Origin of the sequence: Zobellia barbeyronii (genome assembly GCF_018603515.1) — a bacterium.
Classification (GTDB): Bacteria; Bacteroidota; Bacteroidia; order Flavobacteriales; family Flavobacteriaceae; genus Zobellia; species Zobellia barbeyronii.
In genome coordinates this window covers 684,859-704,459 of sequence record NZ_JACATN010000004.1, presented here as the reverse complement: position 1 = coordinate 704,459, position 19,601 = coordinate 684,859, and the positions used below count along the sequence as shown (strand labels likewise).

Genomic DNA, 19,601 nt, shown 5'->3' with positions numbered 1-19,601 from the left:
TGACTTGTTAAGAGTTATCAACTAATCAATAGGTGCAGTGTTGAGCCTATACAGGGGGTTCATTGCGTGTTAGTTATGATTAATTGGAGTTATCTTTGGAAAAAGTTATAAAAGGGTCGTTTTTTATTGAAAACATGTAGGATTACCTCAAAAAGAAATTCTATATTTGCACCCCTTTTAAAGGGAAGATTTTAAAATGAATTAATAACAAGGGTCGGGCACCCTACAAATTAATGTGATATGCCAGTTAAAATTAGATTACAAAGACACGGTAAAAAAGGAAAACCATTTTATTGGATAGTTGCTGCAGATGCAAGAGCTAAAAGAGATGGTAAATTCTTAGAAAAATTGGGTATTTATAACCCAAACACTAACCCTGCTACTATTGAATTAAAAATAGATGACGCAGTAAAGTGGTTACAAAACGGTGCTCAACCTACAGACACTGCTAAAGCAATTCTTTCTTATAGAGGTGTACTTTTAAAACATCACTTATTAGGTGGTGTTCGTAAAGGTGCTTTAACCGAAGAGCAAGCCGAAGAAAAATTCACTGCTTGGTTAGAAGAAAAAGAAGTTAAGATTGCTTCTAAAGTTGGTGGTCTTGATAAAGAGAAAGCTGATGCTAGAGCAGAAGCTTTGAAAGCTGAAAAAGAAGTAAACGATAAGAGGGCACAAGCAGCAGCTGAAGCCGCATTGCCAGAAACACCAGAAGGTGAAGATGCAGAGGCGGAAGTTACAGCAGTTGAAGAAGCTCCATCTGTAGAGGCGGAAGCATCTAAAGAAGAAGAATAAATAAATTTAGAAGCGAATGCGTAAGGAAGATTGTTTCTACCTCGGTAAGATCGTTTCTAAATATAGTTTTAAGGGTGAGGTACTAGTTAAACTAGATGCCGATGAACCTGAAATCTATGAAAACATGGAATCAGTATTTGTCTTGATGAAAGGCAATGTACTGGTTCCATTTTTTATTGACAGATGTCGCCTGCACAAATCAGCACTTTTGCGAATAGATTTTGAAGAAGTTAAAGATGAGGCAGCTGCAGACCGTATTATGAATCACTTACTCTACTTGCCCTTGGCAGCATTGCCTAAATTAGAAGGTGATAAATTCTACTTTCACGAGGTTATTGGTTTTGATGTCATAGATGATACTCATGGTAATATTGGTATAGTAACCGGAGTAAACGACACAACCTCTCAAGCTATTTTTGAAATAGATAAAGACGGGAAAGAAATATTGGTGCCTATTATAGATGAAATCGTGAAGAAAGTGGACCGAGAGAATAAGGTGGTTCACGTAAGTACTCCAGAGGGTCTTGTAGATTTATATTTAGGGTAAACCAAACTTGGTTTAGTCTGGCTTACCCATAATTTTATTTCAATTTATTTTAGTGCATTCTCGCAGAAAGTCAAACACTTTTGAACTTCTGCTACGGCATTTGAACCTTCTGGTATATCATACTCAAGTTCTACTGTGCCTGGAAAATTGTATTTGTTATCACGAATTAATTGCAAAGCAGCTGGCAACGGAGTATCTCCACTTCCCCAAACCAAATTACCCTTACCATGTTCAGGAGTTTGTCTGTCTTTAAGATGCATACTTTTAATGTGCTCGTGTTTACTTCTTATAATATCTAAAGGAGCTGCGTTTCCTGCAGCTACAAAATGACCCAAATCTAGATTTAAGGCATTGTATTTTGATTGCTCCAGGGCTGTATCCCATAGGGTAGGGGTTTGTTGTTCATGACCATGATAACCAATATAGATACCGTGTTTTTTGGCAAAATTTCCTAACCTAAGTGTTGTAGCATCGTTACTTGGGTGTTCTACGGTAACGTGACTAGCTCCCAGAACTTTCGCCGTTTTCATTCCCCAATCAATATCTACATCAGAATTGTCTTTGCCAAATGTGTTTCTAGGCTTAAAAGCATATATTTCTACACCTGCATCATTATACATTTTACGGAATTTCTCAAACCTTTTCATATCCGCAGTTTTTCGCCACTCGGTTACTTGTGCGTTATATGCGGCTTGTTCTGCTTGTATTTCTGCAAGTTCTTTAGCTTCGTCATCTGTAATGGATCCACTGCGTTTCTTCTTCATCAGTCCGGAAAACACAGTTCTATTTAGCTTGTTTTCTGGTCTTCCTGCAAAAGTTTCCGCAGGGTCACCTATTAGCTCAATGGCATTTACACCACAGTCTAAAATATATTGTAATGTGGCTTCTGCGCTTTGGTCCTCCATGGTTCTAAAGGAATAGGTGATAACGCCTATTTGTACTCCATTAAATTTAGAGTTCGGTTTGTTATAATGTTTTAAGATGGATGGAGCTCCAAAAAGAGAAGGTGTAATCAGGGTTGAGCCTGCCGCAACCGTTAGGGTGTTTCTCAAAAATTTACGGCGTCCTGCCTTTGAATCATTTTGCATTTATATATGTCTTTAGTTTAAGTTGTATTGGTATTTTAGAGAGATAAATAATCTCTAGAAAATTAACTATTTTCAATTCCTAGGACAAGTTTTGTGCATATAATTACAAAATATTGCATAGTTAAACGTTTTTCATCTTTTAATATATGGAGCTTGTTCAATTAACCTTAATGCGTTTCACGAAAAAAAGCCATGTCTTAAAAAGAACATGGCTTCGATATAATCACAAAATCTAAAATATCATTTTTTAGTTATGGGATGCGGAACGTCCCACCATAAATTTGTATTTAGATTGTCAGGCCCTTGAGCACTTACAGCAGCTTTGTAATTTTCAGCATTATTGGTTGGGTAGTCAACGTCGTAGCCTTGTCTAACGGGTATATCATCTCCGTTTAGCGGGAGAGTTGCAGGTTCAAGTTCGGGATAGCCAAGTCTTCTCCATTCACTCCAGGATTCCCAACCTTGAAGGTAAAGGGCTTTCCATTTTTCTTCAGCTATTTGTTTCATTGCGATTTCAGGGTCGGTACTCAAGGGGTTTGCTGCAATATATGTGTCGGCATCTTCTGCGTCCCATAGATCAAATGAAGCTTCTAATCCTTCTTCGAAATAAGCACTTGAGTCACCAGTTGTCCAGCCAAGTTCTACCGCTTCTGCCAAAGAAAAAGCAATTTGAGAATAGCTGTAAATTATTCCTGGGGCAGTACTTTCATAAATAACGTCACTAGAGATAAAAGAAACGTCTGCAGCCAACCATTCAGAATTAGGAATCCCGTAGGGCATGCCTAAATATTCAGGAGACCCTAAAGAAACAGAAGTTCTTGTGAACTCGGCATAAACAGCAATTCTAGGGTCGTTATCAGCTAGTAGCCTGTCAATCAATACATCGCTTATGGCATAATCTTCTCGGGTTTGGAAATTATCTTGCCAAGGGTTGTCATTATTGTCATCTGAAAGAAAGGGGTAATAAATAGTTTCAGCATGTGAGGTTATAGCTCCTGAGATGGCTTCGTTGAATTTTGTGGCCGCATAACCGGAAGGATCTGGGTAGATGTTAGATAGTCTTAAAGCCATGACCAATTTAAGTGTATTGGCAAATTTTTTCCAGCGTTCCATATCTCCTCCAAAAAGAATATCTCCAGTTGGTCCAGCTCCATCATCTATAAGAGCCAATGCATCATCAATATCAGTAAAAAGGCCATTGTAGATCGCTTCTTGAGAATCAAAAACGGGATAGGTGTTTTCGGTTCCTTGTAGCGCTTCGGTATATGGCATCATTCCCCACCGATCGGTCATGAATTGATAATAGTAGGCCATGAGAATTTTAGCTACCGCAATTTGGTTGGCGTTGGACCCGTAAGCAGATTGTTCAAGCGTATATTGCTCATCTGAGTTAAAATCAATTATAGTTTTTAAATTGATTAGTGGGTTTTGATATAAGTAATCGGAGTCTGTGCTCAAGTCTACATATCTGGAGCCGTCTGTATAGGTGATCTGTGATATGTGTTGGGTATATAGGTCTCCCATTTCGTCTGTTACAACATCGCCTATGTAACGCTCTGCATAGGTTAGTAGACCGCTGCTGACCACAGTTGTGGTAACGTCTGGGTCTGAATTGGTGTCTCCAAAATCCACATTTTCACACCCTAGAAATACTAGGGATAAAAGGATAGGTTGAATAATTTTAGAATATGTTTTCATAATATTTTTTGTTTTGTTTCACGAGAAGTTAGAAAGAGAGTTTAACACCTAGGCCAAATGTTCTTTGGTTTGGATCTTGTGCATTTTCTGTCCAACGAATATCGTCATCAGTACTTTCGTAGGCCTCAATTTCAGAAGGGTCAATACCATCTATTTCCGAATAGATTAACCATAAATTGTTGGCATATAGGTTAATAGTGATTGCGTCTAAAGGCAATTTTTCAATTGTCTTTTTAGGAATGCTGTATCCCAAAGACAATTGCCTAAGCTTAACATAACTGGCGTCATAAATCCACTCACCCGCTTTTCTGTTCATACTCTTGAAATAGGAATATGAGCTTGTATAATAGGAGACAGGGTTTCCTGTAGCTTCATCTACACCCTCTACAAGAACACCACCAGAGCCAGTTCCCACATTTGAGGCTAGTACTTGGTTAACTTCATTGCCGCTCACATCTAGTACAGGGTCTCTTAGAGGGTTGCCCAGACTATTGTCACCAACTGTAAAGTCTCCCAGACCTGAATAGGCTAATAGTTGTCTGGTGACAGAATAATATTCGCCACCACCTTGAAAATCTATAGATATACCCAGGTTAAAATTCTTGTAGCGAAAATAATTGATAAGTCCACCGTTAAAATCGGCCTGTACATTACCAACTTTTTCAAAATTATCCGAATAAACCCTAAGACCATTGCTATTAATTAATGGTACTCCAGCATCATTGGTTACTATATTGTAACCGTAAATATTTCCCCAATCGTCATTTGCATCATGAACTAGATATGCAGTTCTACCTTCTGCAACTTGTACTGATGATACGATGTCATTAATCTTTATGACTTTTTTATCAAAATTGGAAATATTAAAATTTATGTCCCAGTTGAAATTATCCGTTCTAATTGGAGCTAGATTTAAAGCTAACTCCCATCCTTTGGTCTCTATTATAGATCCATTGCCTACAGTTTCCGCATAGCCAGTAGCTCCGGTTAAGGTAAGATCTGTAGGAAGGTTTTCGTCATTCCTTGTGAAATAGGTGAAGTCAATACCAAATCTATTTTGAAGGAATTTTAATTCCATACCAATTTCTTTTTCTTCCCTTACGCCACCAGTTAATAATGGATTGGCCAATGTTTCAGGAACACTTAAAGCAACGCTTGAGCCATAAGGATTAGATATGGAGTAGGAGCTTTGAAGTTGATAAACATCGGGAAAACTAGGCGCTTGGCCAATACCAGCACGTAATTTTCCAAAGCTGATAAAACCTCCAGGATTTAGTAGTTGGGAGAAAATAAAACTACCGGTTAACCCATAGGTGTTCAATTTATTGTCATCAGCTGTTGCTGTTGACCCCCAATCCCTTCTAAAAGAACCGTCTAAATAAAGCATGCTTTTATATCCGACTGAAGCAGATGCAAAGAGCGAATTTAATTTTTGCTCTTCCGTGTCTCTGTCATAGTCGGGGGTGTCTACTGATGTATTAATACTGTAGTAGCCCGGTATTTGCAGCCCTCCTACGGTTTCTGCCCTTAACCATTTATATTTTCTTTGGTTTGTTTGCCCCCCTATGCTAGAAACGACATCTATATCTCCAAAATTTTTGTTATAACTTAACTGAGCATACGCTTCCGTAAAGCTATTTTGTTCAGTTAGTTCTTGAAACCATGGCACGGATAAACCTCCCCATGCTCGTTTATCATCAAAGTTGGTTAGGTCAAAAGTTCTTCTTAGGTCAACTAGTGCCTTTAGATTGTCATTAATATCATATTCCAATCCTATACTACCATAAATTGCATTTTTAGTTTCATTATTTATGTTTTCATATACTTCAAAATAAGGTGAATCCCAATATAAAGGTGTTGGATTGTCATATGATCTCATGTTCCATGAAACAATTTGACCATTCTGTTCATAGTCTCTCAGTCGGTCAATATTTAATTGTCTTTGCCACCATTCATTAAAATTCCCGGCATACCCTCGTGATTCGGGGTTGTTGAAAGTAGATCTGTATTGATAGTTAAAAACACCCTTGAATTTAAGTTTGTCTGTAACATTGTAATTCCCTTTCATGGAAATTGTTGTTTGCTTTCTATCGTTATTAGGGTTGATGAGCGTGGTGTTAAGATTGTTTATAGTAGTCTTAATATCATAGTTTTCTCCACCTTTTAAAAAGCCAATTGTAATATTTTTAGTGACACCCGTTTTGTAAAAATCGCGAACATCACTTGTTGTTGGAGACCAAGCTCTTAGTTTTCCAAATTCAGAAGTTCCGGGCACCCAACTGTCCCAATGTCTTACTAAAGTACCATCAAGCTTAGGACCCCATGATTCATCAGCAGAATAGTTAGGTATGTTTTGGCCATTTAATTCTGAAAATGACTGTGTGTAACCTCCGCCATATTCATTTTGATATTCAGGTAATAAGTAAAGGTTGGATACAGAGGTTGCAACGTCTAGGGTAACTTTGGTTTCTCCACTCTTTGCTGTTTTTGTTGTAATTATTACTGCTCCGTTTCGGGCTTCGGGACCATATAAAGCGGTACCTGCAATACCTTTGAGCACTGAGATGTTTGCGACGTCCTCCATGTTAATGTCGCCTGAGGAGTTAACCTTAATACCATCAACTACATACAGCGCTCCTACTTCTCCCCTTAACCTTATATTAGAAGCTTCATAAGTAGAACTGGGAGAGCCTACCAACTGTACACCGGCAATCTTTCCGGCAAGGCCTTGACTGATATCGGTTTCTTTACCCATTACAATATCTTCGCCAGCAATGCTTTGCTGGGAAAAGCCTAGGCTCTTTTTTTCTCTTTTGATTCCGAGAGCGGTAACAACAACTTCGTCCAAGGCTTGAGCATCTTCTTCCATCATAACATTAATGATTTGGGCAGATTCTACGGTAATTACTTTGTCTCGCTGACCCATATAAGTAAATAATAAGGTCTGGCCTTCACTGGCTTCAATCGTATAATTACCATCAAAATCAGTTTGAGTTCCATTGGTGGTGCCTTGTACAAGAATGTTAACACCGGGAAGGGGAAGGGAATTGTGATCGGAAACGGTTCCGCTAATCGTGTTTGTCTGGGCTTTGGCATTGTACATCACAAGGAGTGAGAACAATACAAATAGCAGTTTTTGTTTTTTCATCATTTTAAGATAGTTAGTTTGGTAATTCTTATCGTTTTGTTAAATGTTTGATAAAAATTTACCAATTGGAAGAAATGACAAAGAAAAACGCAACAAAACTGATGTATTTACCAAATACATAAATAGCAGATATTTAATTTTTTTAATGAAGAATATTTCAGCTAGATTTTTATCATTTTACAAATCGATAAAATGCATTGAATTTTTTTTTATGTCAAGAAAATAGCATAAAGTCCCATGGCCATAAATGCAGTTATTTTGAAGTAGAAAAAGCATCTATTTGGGCTTGAAATTAAATTCAAAAAATTTATGGTATGGAATAGATGTACTACAAAGTTTATTTAAAGATTACTTTATGAAGTACTCGTCTAAAAGTCAACTTCTGACTGGTCCTTTTTATGTTTTAGAAATGGATAGCTTAAATAATAAAGTAGACGGGTAAATAACATAAAGTAAGATTTTGAGAATGTTATTTTTGGTTGGCTTCACAGAATAAAGTGTATTCTTAAAAATACTGTGGTAGTTAAATGCTTTCCATATCTTAACTTTACTCAGTATATTTTCTGTTGATTGAGATATATTCCAATTTTCAAATGCAAACTCTTTTCAGATAAGTGGTTCTGTAAGAGGTTATTTATCAGGATTTATCGAATCCGGTTACTAGCAATTAAAAAAAATAAAAAGATGAAAAATTTAAGTCATATTCAATTAATTGCGATTAATGGAGGACACGGCGGTACCGCCTATAGTTGGGGATATAGGGCTGGTGCATATACTAGGAGAATTCTTAGTAATACATGGGAGGCATGGGACGCTATTTCTGATGGTTTTACACTGGTCTAACTAGTACTAATTAATATCTTTAGAGGAAGGCCTTTAAGCCCTCCTTTTACTCTTATGTTTAAATTCTTTCAATCCCTATATCAATTTGCAAATGATCCTTCCGAAAAGGGTATTTCCGTTGAGCGAAAAAAAGTATTGTACGATTTTTTCTACGGGTGGGCGACATGCATGTTGACTCTTTTAGTTGTTGCTGTCATAGGTGCATTCATTTCTATGATAGTTCAGGAACAAATCTTTAAACAACCCCAATCATTTCTGCGGTTTAAATCTTCACTATCTAACGCATACCTTGTCATTTTAGTAGGACCTCTGGTAGAAGAATTATGTTATCGGTTCTACCTTAAAATAAATAGACTAACAATAAGTATATCGCTTTTTTTTACGGTTTACTTTTTATTATCGTTATACGCCCGGTCATGGTTTTACGATTTCCATAACGAAACATTTATTATAAGGGTGGTAGCATCGTTTTTTCTGGTATCACTTTTAAATCTGCGTTTAGGTTCCGTAATCAATAAATTAAAAGGTATAAATTTAAAATATGTCCTTTGGTTCTCTTGTTGCACTTTTGCATTAATCCATTTGCTCAACTTTGTACCTCTCACTTTCTATCAGAAAATTTTCTTTCCAGTTTTAGTTCTTGTTCAATTTGTTTACGGGGTTGTTTTCGGCTTTCTCAGATTGAAACATGGATTTATTTGGGGTTTGTTGTTACATATATTTATCAATGCCACAGGATTTGCCTATGGTTATTGGTACCACGCTTAACAAGTGATGATTTTCAGAAGACATGATGTAGTATTGAAAAGATTAATTTTAAATTTTAATCGTTCTTAGCACACCAAAGTACTATTTCTTAGGCTGCAAACTTTTTGCAGTTTCCCCTACTGCCTTACCGCCATAAACTTTAGAAACTATGGTAAAGAAAACCATCAAACAACACGACATCACCGATTGCGGTGCGGCTTGTATGGCCTTTATTACGACACATTACGATTTACAGCTACCTATCGCCAGAATTCGACAATACGCAAGTACCGATAAAAAAGACACTAATGTTTTGGGGGCTTCTAGAAGTGGCGGATAAATTGAGGTTTGAAGCAAAGGGAGTCCGAGGCGAATTCGAGAACTTATTTAAATACCTAAACCGACCATTGCACATGTTATCGTCAAGAAGGTATTGCACCACTATGTTGTTATTTACGAAGCTGCCAAGATCCACATCAAAATTATGGGTCCAAATGATGTATTTACCAAATACATAAATAGCAGATATTTAATTTTTTTAATGAAGAATATTTCAGCTTGATTTTTATCATTTTACAAATTGATAAAACGCATTGAATTTTTTTTATGTCGGGAAAATAGCATAAAGTCCCATGGTCATAAATGCAGTTATTTTGAAGTAGAAAAAGCATCTATTTGGGCTTGATATAAAACTCAAAAAATGTATGGTATGTAATAGAATTACTACAAAGTTTATCTAAAGATTACTGTATGAAGTACTCGTCTAAAAGTCAACTTCTGATTTGTCTTTTTTGATTTTCAGAAATGGATAGCCTAAACAATAAGGGATAGACGAATAAATAATATAAATAAGGTTTTGAGAATGTTATTTATGGTTGGCTTCATGGAATAAAGTGTATTCTTAAAAATACCGTGGTAGTTAAATGCTTTCCATATCTTAACTTTACTCAGTATATTTCTGTTGATTCAGCTATATTCTAATTTTCAAATGCAAACCCTTTTCTGAATTCAATCCAAAAAATTGAATTTCAAAAAATTAAACCAAGTCAAACTTGATGAAGCCATTTAAATTCAAACAATTCCAGATAGAGCAAGACCGCTGTGCCATGAAAGTAGGTACTGATGGTGTTTTGTTGGGGGCTTGGGCGTCCTTAGGAAGTAATCCGGATTCTATTCTAGATATTGGTGGCGGTACGGGACTGATAGCTTTGATGATTGCCCAACGTAGTACTGCGGAAACCATAGATGCTTTGGAGATTGATGAAGATGCGTATGAACAATGTGTTTCAAATTTTGATAGTTCTGATTGGGCTGATAGACTTTTTTGCTATCATGCTGGTCTTGATGAGTTTGTTGAAGAATGGGAAGAGCCCTATGACTTAATATTGTCTAATCCGCCTTTCTATTCCGAAGAAGTTTCCAGTGGAGATGATTCGCGAGATAAAGCAAGACAAAATCAATCTTTACCGTTTGATGAATTGTTAGAAGGCGTATCAAAACTAATGGCGCCAAAAGGTTCATTTGCGACGATTATTCCTTTTAAAGAAGAAGAAACCTTTTTGAAACTGGCTAATTCCTTTAAATTATACCCACAACGAATCACCCGTGTAAAAGGAACTCCTTCTTCGGAGATTAAACGCAGCTTAATTCAGTTTGGTTTTGAGGAGGTAGAACTGGAAACCAGTGAGCTAACTATTGAAATAGGCAGGCACGAGTACACCGAAGACTATATTTCATTGACTAAAGATTTTTATTTAAAAATGTAACAATTAGTACGCATAATGTTACGTTTCATCATTATATTTGATTAAAATTCATCCTATGAGACCTGATTTGTTCGAAGCGCCAGACTATTACAATCTTGATGACCTTCTTTCCGAGGAGCATAAATTGGTGCGTGATGCTGCACGCCAGTGGGTAAAAAGGGATGTCTCACCTATAATTGAGGAATATGCTCAAAAAGCAGAGTTTCCGAAGCAAATTATTGGTGGATTGGCCGAAATAGGCGCATTCGGACCCTATATTCCTGAAGAGTATGGCGGTGCTGGCTTAGATCAAATCAGCTACGGACTTATCATGCAAGAAATAGAGCGTGGTGATAGTGGTGTGCGTTCTACAGCTTCGGTACAGTCTTCATTGGTTATGTACCCTATTTATACGTACGGATCAGAAGAACAACGAAAAAAATATTTACCAAAATTAGCCTCTGGTGAAATGATGGGCTGTTTTGGGCTTACGGAGCCTAATCACGGTTCTAACCCTAGCGGAATGGAAACCAAATTCAGGGATATGGGAGACCATTACCTTTTAAATGGAGCCAAACTATGGATATCCAATTCGCCTTTTGCGGACATTGCTGTGGTATGGGCTAAGAACGAGGAAGGTCGGATTCACGGGCTTATTGTAGAACGTGGTATGGAAGGTTTCTCAACACCGGAAACGCATAATAAATGGTCTTTGAGAGCATCTGCTACAGGTGAATTGATATTTGATAACGTAAAAGTTCCCAAAGAGAATCTCTTACCTAATAAATCTGGACTAGGAGCTCCTTTAGGTTGTTTGGATTCTGCACGTTACGGTATTGCATGGGGTGCCATTGGCGCAGCTATGGATTGTTATGACACTGCTCTTAAATATGCTAAAGAACGGGTGCAGTTCGGAAAACCGATTGCCGCCACTCAATTACAGCAGAAAAAATTGGCTGAGATGATTACTGAAATCACCAAGGCACAACTATTGGCTTTTCGTTTAGGACAATTAAAAAACGAAGGCAGGGCTACAACAGCTCAAATTTCTATGGCCAAACGTAATAACGTAGATATGGCTATTAAGATAGCCAGAGAAGCCAGACAAGTTTTAGGTGGTATGGGTATTACTGGGGAATATAGCATCATGCGCCATATGATGAATCTAGAAAGTGTAATTACCTATGAGGGTACCCATGATATTCACCTGTTGATTACCGGAATGGATATAACGGGTCATTCCGCATTTAAATAGTAAAGCCTTACTTTTAGATCGTAACCAAGACTTCACATTGCTATGCGATACTATTTGTTATTTTTCTTATTAGCCTTTATTTCCTGTAAGACCGAACCGGATAAAAAGGCCGTTGAGATAGTAAACACAACCCAAGAGACCTTAGAAAAAGGAGAAACACATCAAACTCTTGATGGTTTACTTGGTCAGCTATTCGAAGATGTACAATTAGAACAGGTTTTTCCGGACAGCAAGACATTCGTTGATTGCATTGCCAAAAGGCCTTACTCCGAAATTAAAATAGCGTATGAGCAGGAAAGTGACTCTGCAAATTTTGATTTGAAGGCATTCGTACTCGAGAATTTTGAATTACCGGAGACCATAAGTTTAGACTTTAAGACGGATAAGAGCAAATCTGCGGCGGAACATGTTGTCTCACTATGGCCGGTTCTAACGAGAGTTTCAGATGCTAAAAATGAAGGTAGCACGCTTATTCCTTTACCTGAGCCCTATATAGTTCCAGGTGGTCGTTTCCGAGAAGTTTATTATTGGGACAGTTATTTTACCATGTTAGGCTTAGCTGAAAGTGGTGAGTTTGAGCTTATTGATGACATGCTTGAAAATTTTGCGCATTTAATAGAAACTGTAGGTCATATCCCCAACGGAAATCGAACGTATTATATCACAAGATCTCAACCCCCTTTCTTTTCACAGATGGTTGCTTTATTAGCAGAAAGCAGAGGTGATTCAATCTATACAAAGTATAGGGTAGCACTAAGAAAAGAGTATGATTTTTGGATGGATGGAAAGGAAACCACCAACACGCCTGTTTACCACTGCGTTGCTACTCCTTTAGGGATAATGAATCGTTATTTTGACCGCGGTACTTCACCTAGAGAAGAATCGTATCGTGAAGATTACAATCAGGTTCAAAAAGTAAATGGAGGCGAAAAAATGTATAGTGACCTGCGTTCTGGAGCGGAATCCGGTTGGGACTATTCTTCAAGGTGGTTTGCTAATGGTAAATCAATAGAAACCATTATTACTACAGATATCATCCCTGTTGATCTTAATGCACTTCTTTACGGCTTAGAAACCGTGTTGCTAAAATGCTATCCTGAAGATATAGAACTCAAAAAGATACTTGAGGAAAGTATGGCGAACAGAAAGAAATTTCTAAATGAATTTTGTTGGAATGCCTCTGAAGGTATGTATGAAGATTTTAATTGGGTCAAGGAAAAACAAACTGGCGAGCCTTCATTGGCTATGACCTTTCCCTTGTTTTTCAATATGGCATCACAGGAACAGGCAGATAGCATTGCAGAATACATAAAAAACAATTTTCTGAAACCAGGTGGTGTAGTTACTACTTTAAAAAACACAGGTGAGCAATGGGACGCTCCTAACGGTTGGGCGCCATTGCAATGGATGACCATTGTTGGCTTGGAAAATTATGGTCATGAAGAACTCGCAAATACCATTGCTCAACGTTGGGTAAAACTCAATGAAAAAGTATATGCCAATACAGGAAAATTCGTTGAAAAGTATAATGTGGAGGACATGAGCTTAGATGCTGGTGGAGGAGAATATCCGGTGCAAGATGGTTTTGGATGGAGTAACGGAGTGTATCTGGCATTAAAAGCAAAAATCAATAAGAAATAAATAGATGATACAGACTTCTAGTATTCATACTATTTAAAAGTACTCCCTTGGTCATAACGACTAATCAATTTTCTTCCAAATCAACCGAAATGATATTTTTTCGGATTTTCTGCAAATAAGGAACGGCTAAAAAGATGTTAAGATATACGCTAATAGTGCTATTTCTGAGTTCAAAAATCGATAAAATGCGTTTTCACAACAGAAATCGGCTAGTTCACATCATTTTTTTTCAAAATGAACACTGCCGCCGTAAGTTTACAGTGTTAATCAACAAGAAATAAAATTTTTCATTTTCATATAGTGTTCTCGTAAAAGAGTCTTATCGAAACCGATAAGACTCTTTTTAGTTTACAGTATTTCGTTACTACTGATCTACATTTTAAAACTCAAAAGTTAAATCTATACTGATAGGTTCATCATCGTTACCAAAGTAGTTTTCTGAATTACCCTGAGGCCCCATTTTATCTCCTGTTTGAAACTTGGTTCCTATTGCAGGTATATTTTTAACAAAGGAAATATCACCTTCAGGGAAGTCTACAGAAACCCTATGATTAGGGTCTTCTTTTGGTTGCTGAGGGGTAAGCATCCGTAAAAAGGTGTTTTCGGAATTACAATACACCGTAAAACCGTTGTTGTTTTTCCCTTTTATCCTCGCCCAGTACAGACTAGAGAAAAACCCTTTAAATTCTGGATATTCAAAACCGGATTCTCCAGTAACGGTATTGTTGTAATCATTTTCCCAAACTTGAAATTTAGTACCTTTCATTCTGTTCCGCCATACACGGTAGGGTCCGTCTCCTAGCCATTTCATACCACTAACTTCAGATTCCGGAAACGAGAACGTAATACCTTTAAATCCTTTCACTATTTTTTTGCCCTTAATTTCAACATGTAGGTCCAACAGACCGTTGGAGTGTATGGTCCATTTTATAACATCGGAGCTATACTCTTTATGACTGGCCCAGCCGGGAGATTTATCCGTCTTTTCAAAAACAGTAATAATCTCTACTTTGTTTTTAAGCTTATTTACATTTGTAGATTCTATCTTGTCTTTATGGTCAAAAATGACGGGGCCATTAGTAAAGGGAATACTATTGTTCCCTTTTTTAACCTCTTGCAATAAGCTGGTTTCCTCTGAAAAGGTATATTGGATTCCGTTTGCTTCAACTTTTATAAGTCCCCCATCAACATGAGTTGTAACCGCTCCTTGTCCTGCACTTATAATATTACTTTTATTTGTGTCCTTTGGGACTTTAATAGGGTAGCTCCATGTAAATATTTCTAACCCATTGTGGTCTGTAGCTGTTAAAAACAAAGCATCTGCAGATTGCCAGTTTTTAGGTAAATCTACGTTGAACGCTCCTTTGGTTTCTGGTTTTAAGTCTGGTAATGGAACAGTACTCTCAGAAAGCACTTTAACTTTGTCCGTCCCTTTTGGCCCATCAAACTGTACCCATTTGGCAACCATTTTAATCTCATTTAAATTGGAAAAATGATATCTATTTTCAACCCTGAAAACACCATTAAAATCTGATTTTATATAACGGTCTTCTATGTAAACCGGAGACCAAATTTCTTTAATACTGAAGTAACTAGCTTCTTTCTCACCATAAGGCCCCACGATACCATCGGCTGCATGATTACCGTCTGTGTCTAGCACCCCTTTTTTATCTGTTCGAACCACGGCTTCATCTGCAAAATCCCATAAGAAACCTCCGGCAGCTAAAGGCATATTCCACATCTGTTTCCAATAATCATCTAGTCCGGCACCATGCCCACCATCATATAGACCATGTAAAAACTCGGTTGGGAAATATATTTTATCCTTAGCATAGGTGTCATAGGCAAAGACATGATAGCTAGGATAGTGCATGGTATTCGTTTTATTAAAGATATTCCAAGGGTGAATGACTTCTCTTTTTTGAATGTCCCATTTGGCATAGTCACCATCTAACTCTGTATTCCAACCTGTTTCGTTTCCATTTGCCCAAAGGAGAATAGAGGGGTGGTTTACATCACGAACCACGGTTTCTTCAACTATTTTACGGCCTACTTTCGTGTCTAAATACGGTGAGTGCCAGGTACAGACTTCGTCTATAACAAAAAGCCCCAGCGAATCCGCAACATTTAAAAAGTGCTTGTCCGGAGGATAATGAGACATACGAACGGCATTCATGTTCATATCTTTCATCATTTTTATATGCTCAATACTTAGTTCTTTTGATGTAGTTCTTCCCGAGGAAGGATAAAAGGAATGACGATTAACCCCTTTAAATTTTATTCGTTGTCCGTTAACGTAGATTCCATCACCCTCAAGAACTTCAACAGTTCTAAAACCGATACGTTGCGTAGTTGTATGTAGCACTTCATCTTTTTTGTCCAGAAGTTCAATGTTCAAGAAGTATAGTTGAGGCGATTCCGGATTCCATGATTTTATGTCGTTTGCTTTTGAGGTAACATGCCATTTACCATTTTCTTTACTGATGTCAGTAGCGGCTAAATCTTCTATCTTTTTGTGATTGATATCTGATAGCGAAAGGCGAAGAGATTTAGCTTTTGTAGATGCAGTGTAAATATCAGCTTCTAAGCTTCCATCTGCTTTAGCATTGATGGCAACCCGCTCAATATTTTCTTTAGGGGAAGCCTGTAAATAAACAGGTCTAAAAATTCCACCAAAAATCCAAAAATCCGCTTCCCTTTCAGCATGATTGATAGAGGTGTTGGAAGAGGCTTTGTTTACTTTGACTTCTAGCAAGTTTTTTTCGCCGTATTTCAAGAGTTTAGAAATCTCATACTTGAATTCATAAAAAGCTCCTTGGTGTATTTCGCCAGCCAGTTTTCCATTAATTTTTACCTCGGCATCTGTCATAACGCCTTCAAAAACGATTTTCACTTCTTTCTCATCCCAATTTTCTGGAACATTAAATTGATGCTTGTAAAGCCCGTATTCGTTCTTACGTATCTTAAAATCATCTTTACCATAGTTGTAGTTTCCAAAGCTCTGCAGTTCCCAACAAGAAGGTACTCCTATGGTGGACCATTTGCCACTGTTCATTCCATCGGAACAAAAGAAATCCCAGTCTACCATATCATCTTTGCCCGTGCCAGAGAGGTAGACTTCTTGCGTTTCAATGTCCGCTGGTTCTGTTTTGGACTGCATGGCATTTACTCCAAAAAAAGATAGCCATAGTAGTATAAAAGTAGTGGTGGTTTTCATGAGTTCAATTTTTAATTTGATAGTGTCCGGCCTTTCCTATATGCTTAAAAGAAACTTTTGTAATAGTGTTGTAATTCTAAAAAGGGAATTAAAATGATCGTAACAAATGTATGTTTCACACTTTATTATTAGTATTTTAACCCCACTTTAACGGTAGCTATAACGGTTAAACTTGGTCTGTAGCTGCTTATTTTACGATATTCCCCATGCAACTGATGGAAAAGATAGAACAACAGGTAGTTTCTAAGATAAAGGATAGTGAGACCTTTAAAAATGCGCCAACAAGCAGAGGATTGTTGCAATATCTCTATGAAGCCACGAAGAGGGGAGAGCATCTAAAGGAGGCTGTAATAGAATTGGAATTTTTTAAAAATGATGAGAACCAAGACAAGAACAATCCTAGGGTAAGGGTTAATATTTACAACCTTAGAAAAAAGCTGACGGCATATTACGAAACGGAGGGTAGTACAGATAGCTGGCAATTAAAAATAGATAAGGGTCAGTATAAAGTTCGATTTGTAAAAAGACAAGCTCCAGCAAGTTGGATGCAAAAGGTAACTTGGTCACAAATTCTTCCTTATGTTTTATTGTTTATTGCTCTGGTAATGTTGGTGGTAACCAACATGCCATCAAAAACACCATTGTTATGGAAGTCGTTTTTAGATTCCGATAAATCTACCAACCTTATTCTAGGAGACCATTTTGGCGCCATGGGAGAAACAATGACCGGAGGTAGGGGGTGGACTAGAGATTTTGAGATAAATAGCGTTGATGAATTTTATGAATTACTCGAGGTAAAACCCGAATTACAAGGCGTGCTTCATCCCGCAAATTATAGCTATACCACTCGTATGGCGGCTATGGCAACCCAGCAGTTTCAACAGTTTTTTCAAGCAAATGATAAGCAGTTTTCTATTCGATTTTCTACCCAAACTACGCTGCCTGAAATTAAGGAAGGTAATGCCATTTATGCGGGCCCGATAAAAAATGAAAATCAATTTATCGGCTTTTTTAATGATGCTAATCCGTATTTTAATCTTTCGGGAAAAACCTTAGAACTATCTGGTCATCCAACACTAAAGGATAGCTTATTTACCTTTGGCACTTCTTTGGTGGACCAAGAATATGCTATTGTAGCAAAGTACCCTAGTATTGGTAATTCAGAACATTTTGTATTCTTTTCACAACACGATATAGGCGTAAGTGCAACGGTTGAATACTTTACGAATAACGACAACCTTCAGAAATTTGAAGAGAAATATCTGAAGGACCACAAATACTTTACAGCACTATTCAAAGTTAAAGGTCAGAATAGGGTTGACACCGATTTAAAACTTGAAATGGTGGTCGGTTTTTAAACAGTTAACTGAGTTTTATTTACTCATAGCTCTTATAATTTTCTCCATCTCAACTTTTGAAGGACGAGGTCTTTTTCTGAATGAATTAGATTTTCCCGTCTCACGATCAAACTCATCTGGTGTTCTAAACGCTGGTAAGCTATCTTTTGAGGCTTTTCTAATGCTATTCATTTCAGTTCGTAACTCTACTAACTTTTTACTATGCTCAGGGTCTAACGCCAAGTTTTTAAGCTCATATGGATCATTGACCACATCGTATAATTCTTCTTCTAGTCTTGGTGTAATGAAACAGGCCAATTGTGCCTCGTTAAGCTCGCCTTTTTTCTTTAGCTCCTGCATAGATTTAAATGTTCCACCAATGAATGCATCCGCAGAAGGAGTATTGGGTAAATCCGTATAGAAGTTACGTATGTATTTAAAATCTTCTGTACGTACGGCTCGGGTGTAATCTTCGTAATCATGCCAGTGGTCTTCGGCATAAATTATATCTCTGGTTTTTGCTTTTGTGTCTTCTAGTAATGGAGAGAAATCTTCACCTTCAAAACTTGGTAACGTTTCTAAATTCGCAAGTTTTAAGAATGTTGGAGCTATGTCTATTGAGCTTACCAAGTTGGTGTTAACCGAATTGGATTCTACTTCATTTGGCCATTTTACAATCCATGGTGTTTTTATACCCCCATCATAAAGTGTGGTCTTATCACGCGGAAAAGGTCTACCGTTATCACTAATAAACAAAATCATAGTATTGTCTGAAACCCCTTGTCTATCTAGTTCCGCTACTACTTCACCTACATAATTATCTAGGCGGGTAATTTCATTGTAATAGTGCGTAAAGTCTTCACGTACTTCTTTAGTGTCTGGAAAATAAGGCGGAAGTACCACATCTTTCAACGCATGTGGGTTGTCAATAATATCTTCTGTGTATGGTCTATGTGGGTCAACTGCGGCTAACCATAAAAAGAAAGGTTGGTCTTGTGGTCTTTGTTTGAGGACAGGTATCCATTCTTCGCAACCACTGCCGTTACCCGTTTGTTTTGTTTTTTCGCCAGTAGGCGATAACTGAAAACCGTGTGTGCCAACATCCTTTACGAGGTCAAAACGGTTTTTAATAGAGTCCCCCAAATGCCATTTTCCCGCTTGTGCGGTCCAGTATCCAGATTTTTTAAGCTCTTCTACAAAAGTTATCCTGTCAGAAGGTAACGGCCAGTGTAGTTGCTCTGCGTCTGTATTGTGTGGGTATAGGCCAGTTATAATACTTGTTCTGCTAGGGCTACACGAACTGGCGGTCAAGAAGGCATTGTCAAAACGCATACCGTCTTTGGCCAGTTGGTCTATATTAGGGGTTTTGATGTTTTGATGTCCATAGGCACCACTATCGTCCCAAGCCATATCATCGGCAATAATAAGAACAATATTAGGGCGTTCTTCCGTTACTTTTGCTTCTTCTTTTTTCTTTTCGGCACAGGAAGAGAGAAGTAAAAGACCTATAGAAAGAATAGATAAAGTGTAGTTTTTGTACATG

The 19,601-nt window shown here is 37.5% G+C and carries 13 protein-coding genes; 8 read left to right on the top strand and 5 right to left on the bottom strand.

Going from position 1 to position 19,601, the window contains the following annotated elements; all coding sequences use genetic code 11:
- Nucleotides 1–240 precede the first annotated feature (240 nt).
- Together HW347_RS15500 and rimM are read left to right on the top strand one after the other, a co-directional pair.
- Nucleotides 241–792, top strand: coding sequence for a 30S ribosomal protein S16 (locus tag HW347_RS15500; RefSeq protein ID WP_214612661.1), 552 nt, complete (start codon nucleotides 241–243; stop codon nucleotides 790–792).
- Nucleotides 793–808: 16 nt separating this feature from the next.
- Nucleotides 809–1,339 (top strand): ribosome maturation factor RimM, encoded by a 531-nt coding sequence (gene rimM, locus HW347_RS15495; RefSeq protein WP_214612660.1) that lies wholly within the window; start codon nucleotides 809–811, stop codon nucleotides 1,337–1,339.
- 44 nt (nucleotides 1,340–1,383) lie between these two features.
- Here the strand turns inward: rimM and HW347_RS15490 are convergent, their stop codons facing one another.
- From HW347_RS15490 to HW347_RS15480, 3 genes are all read right to left on the bottom strand, one after another.
- The gene (locus HW347_RS15490; RefSeq protein WP_214612659.1) at nucleotides 1,384–2,427 is read right to left on the bottom strand and encodes a sugar phosphate isomerase/epimerase family protein; all 1,044 of its coding nucleotides are present in this window, start codon (nucleotides 2,425–2,427) and stop codon (nucleotides 1,384–1,386) included.
- A 240-nt stretch (nucleotides 2,428–2,667) separates the two neighbouring features.
- A complete protein-coding gene (locus HW347_RS15485; RefSeq protein WP_214612658.1) occupies nucleotides 2,668–4,125 on the bottom strand; it encodes a SusD/RagB family nutrient-binding outer membrane lipoprotein in 1,458 nt (485 codons plus the stop codon).
- Between the two features lie 28 nt (nucleotides 4,126–4,153).
- On the bottom strand, nucleotides 4,154–7,276 hold the full coding sequence (locus tag HW347_RS15480; protein ID WP_214612657.1) for a SusC/RagA family TonB-linked outer membrane protein: 3,123 nt from the start codon (nucleotides 7,274–7,276) through the stop codon (nucleotides 4,154–4,156).
- A gap of 681 nt (nucleotides 7,277–7,957) precedes the next feature.
- On the opposite strand from HW347_RS15480, the gene HW347_RS15475 reads away from it, so the two are divergent.
- The 5 genes from HW347_RS15475 to treF all read left to right on the top strand — a co-directional run bounded on the left by HW347_RS15475 (nucleotide 7,958) and on the right by treF (nucleotide 13,504).
- Nucleotides 7,958–8,116, top strand: a complete 159-nt coding sequence (locus HW347_RS15475; RefSeq protein WP_214612656.1) for a hypothetical protein — start codon at nucleotides 7,958–7,960, stop codon at nucleotides 8,114–8,116.
- 916 nt (nucleotides 8,117–9,032) lie between these two features.
- Nucleotides 9,033–9,203 (top strand): cysteine peptidase family C39 domain-containing protein, encoded by a 171-nt coding sequence (locus HW347_RS20695; protein ID WP_225901944.1) that lies wholly within the window; start codon nucleotides 9,033–9,035, stop codon nucleotides 9,201–9,203.
- A gap of 712 nt (nucleotides 9,204–9,915) precedes the next feature.
- A complete protein-coding gene (locus HW347_RS15460; RefSeq protein WP_214612654.1) occupies nucleotides 9,916–10,629 on the top strand; it encodes a tRNA1(Val) (adenine(37)-N6)-methyltransferase in 714 nt (237 codons plus the stop codon).
- Nucleotides 10,630–10,684: 55 nt separating this feature from the next.
- Nucleotides 10,685–11,863, top strand: coding sequence for an acyl-CoA dehydrogenase family protein (locus tag HW347_RS15455; protein WP_214612653.1), 1,179 nt, complete (start codon nucleotides 10,685–10,687; stop codon nucleotides 11,861–11,863).
- 42 nt (nucleotides 11,864–11,905) lie between these two features.
- Entirely contained in the window at nucleotides 11,906–13,504 is a 1,599-nt protein-coding gene (gene treF / locus HW347_RS15450) for an alpha,alpha-trehalase TreF (RefSeq protein WP_214612652.1), read from the top strand.
- A 379-nt stretch (nucleotides 13,505–13,883) separates the two neighbouring features.
- Here treF and HW347_RS15445 read toward each other — a convergent pair whose 3' ends face one another.
- Nucleotides 13,884–16,721: a glycoside hydrolase family 2 protein gene (locus HW347_RS15445; RefSeq protein ID WP_214612651.1), complete on the bottom strand. Its 2,838-nt coding sequence runs from the start codon at nucleotides 16,719–16,721 to the stop codon at nucleotides 13,884–13,886.
- 215 nt (nucleotides 16,722–16,936) lie between these two features.
- Here HW347_RS15445 and HW347_RS15440 point away from each other — a divergent pair, with 215 nt between their 5' ends.
- The gene (locus HW347_RS15440; RefSeq protein WP_214612650.1) at nucleotides 16,937–18,079 is read left to right on the top strand and encodes a hypothetical protein; all 1,143 of its coding nucleotides are present in this window, start codon (nucleotides 16,937–16,939) and stop codon (nucleotides 18,077–18,079) included.
- 15 nt (nucleotides 18,080–18,094) lie between these two features.
- On the opposite strand, the gene HW347_RS15435 is transcribed toward HW347_RS15440, so the two are convergent.
- A complete protein-coding gene (locus HW347_RS15435; protein ID WP_214612649.1) occupies nucleotides 18,095–19,600 on the bottom strand; it encodes a sulfatase family protein in 1,506 nt (501 codons plus the stop codon).
- Nucleotide 19,601 lies beyond the last annotated feature (1 nt).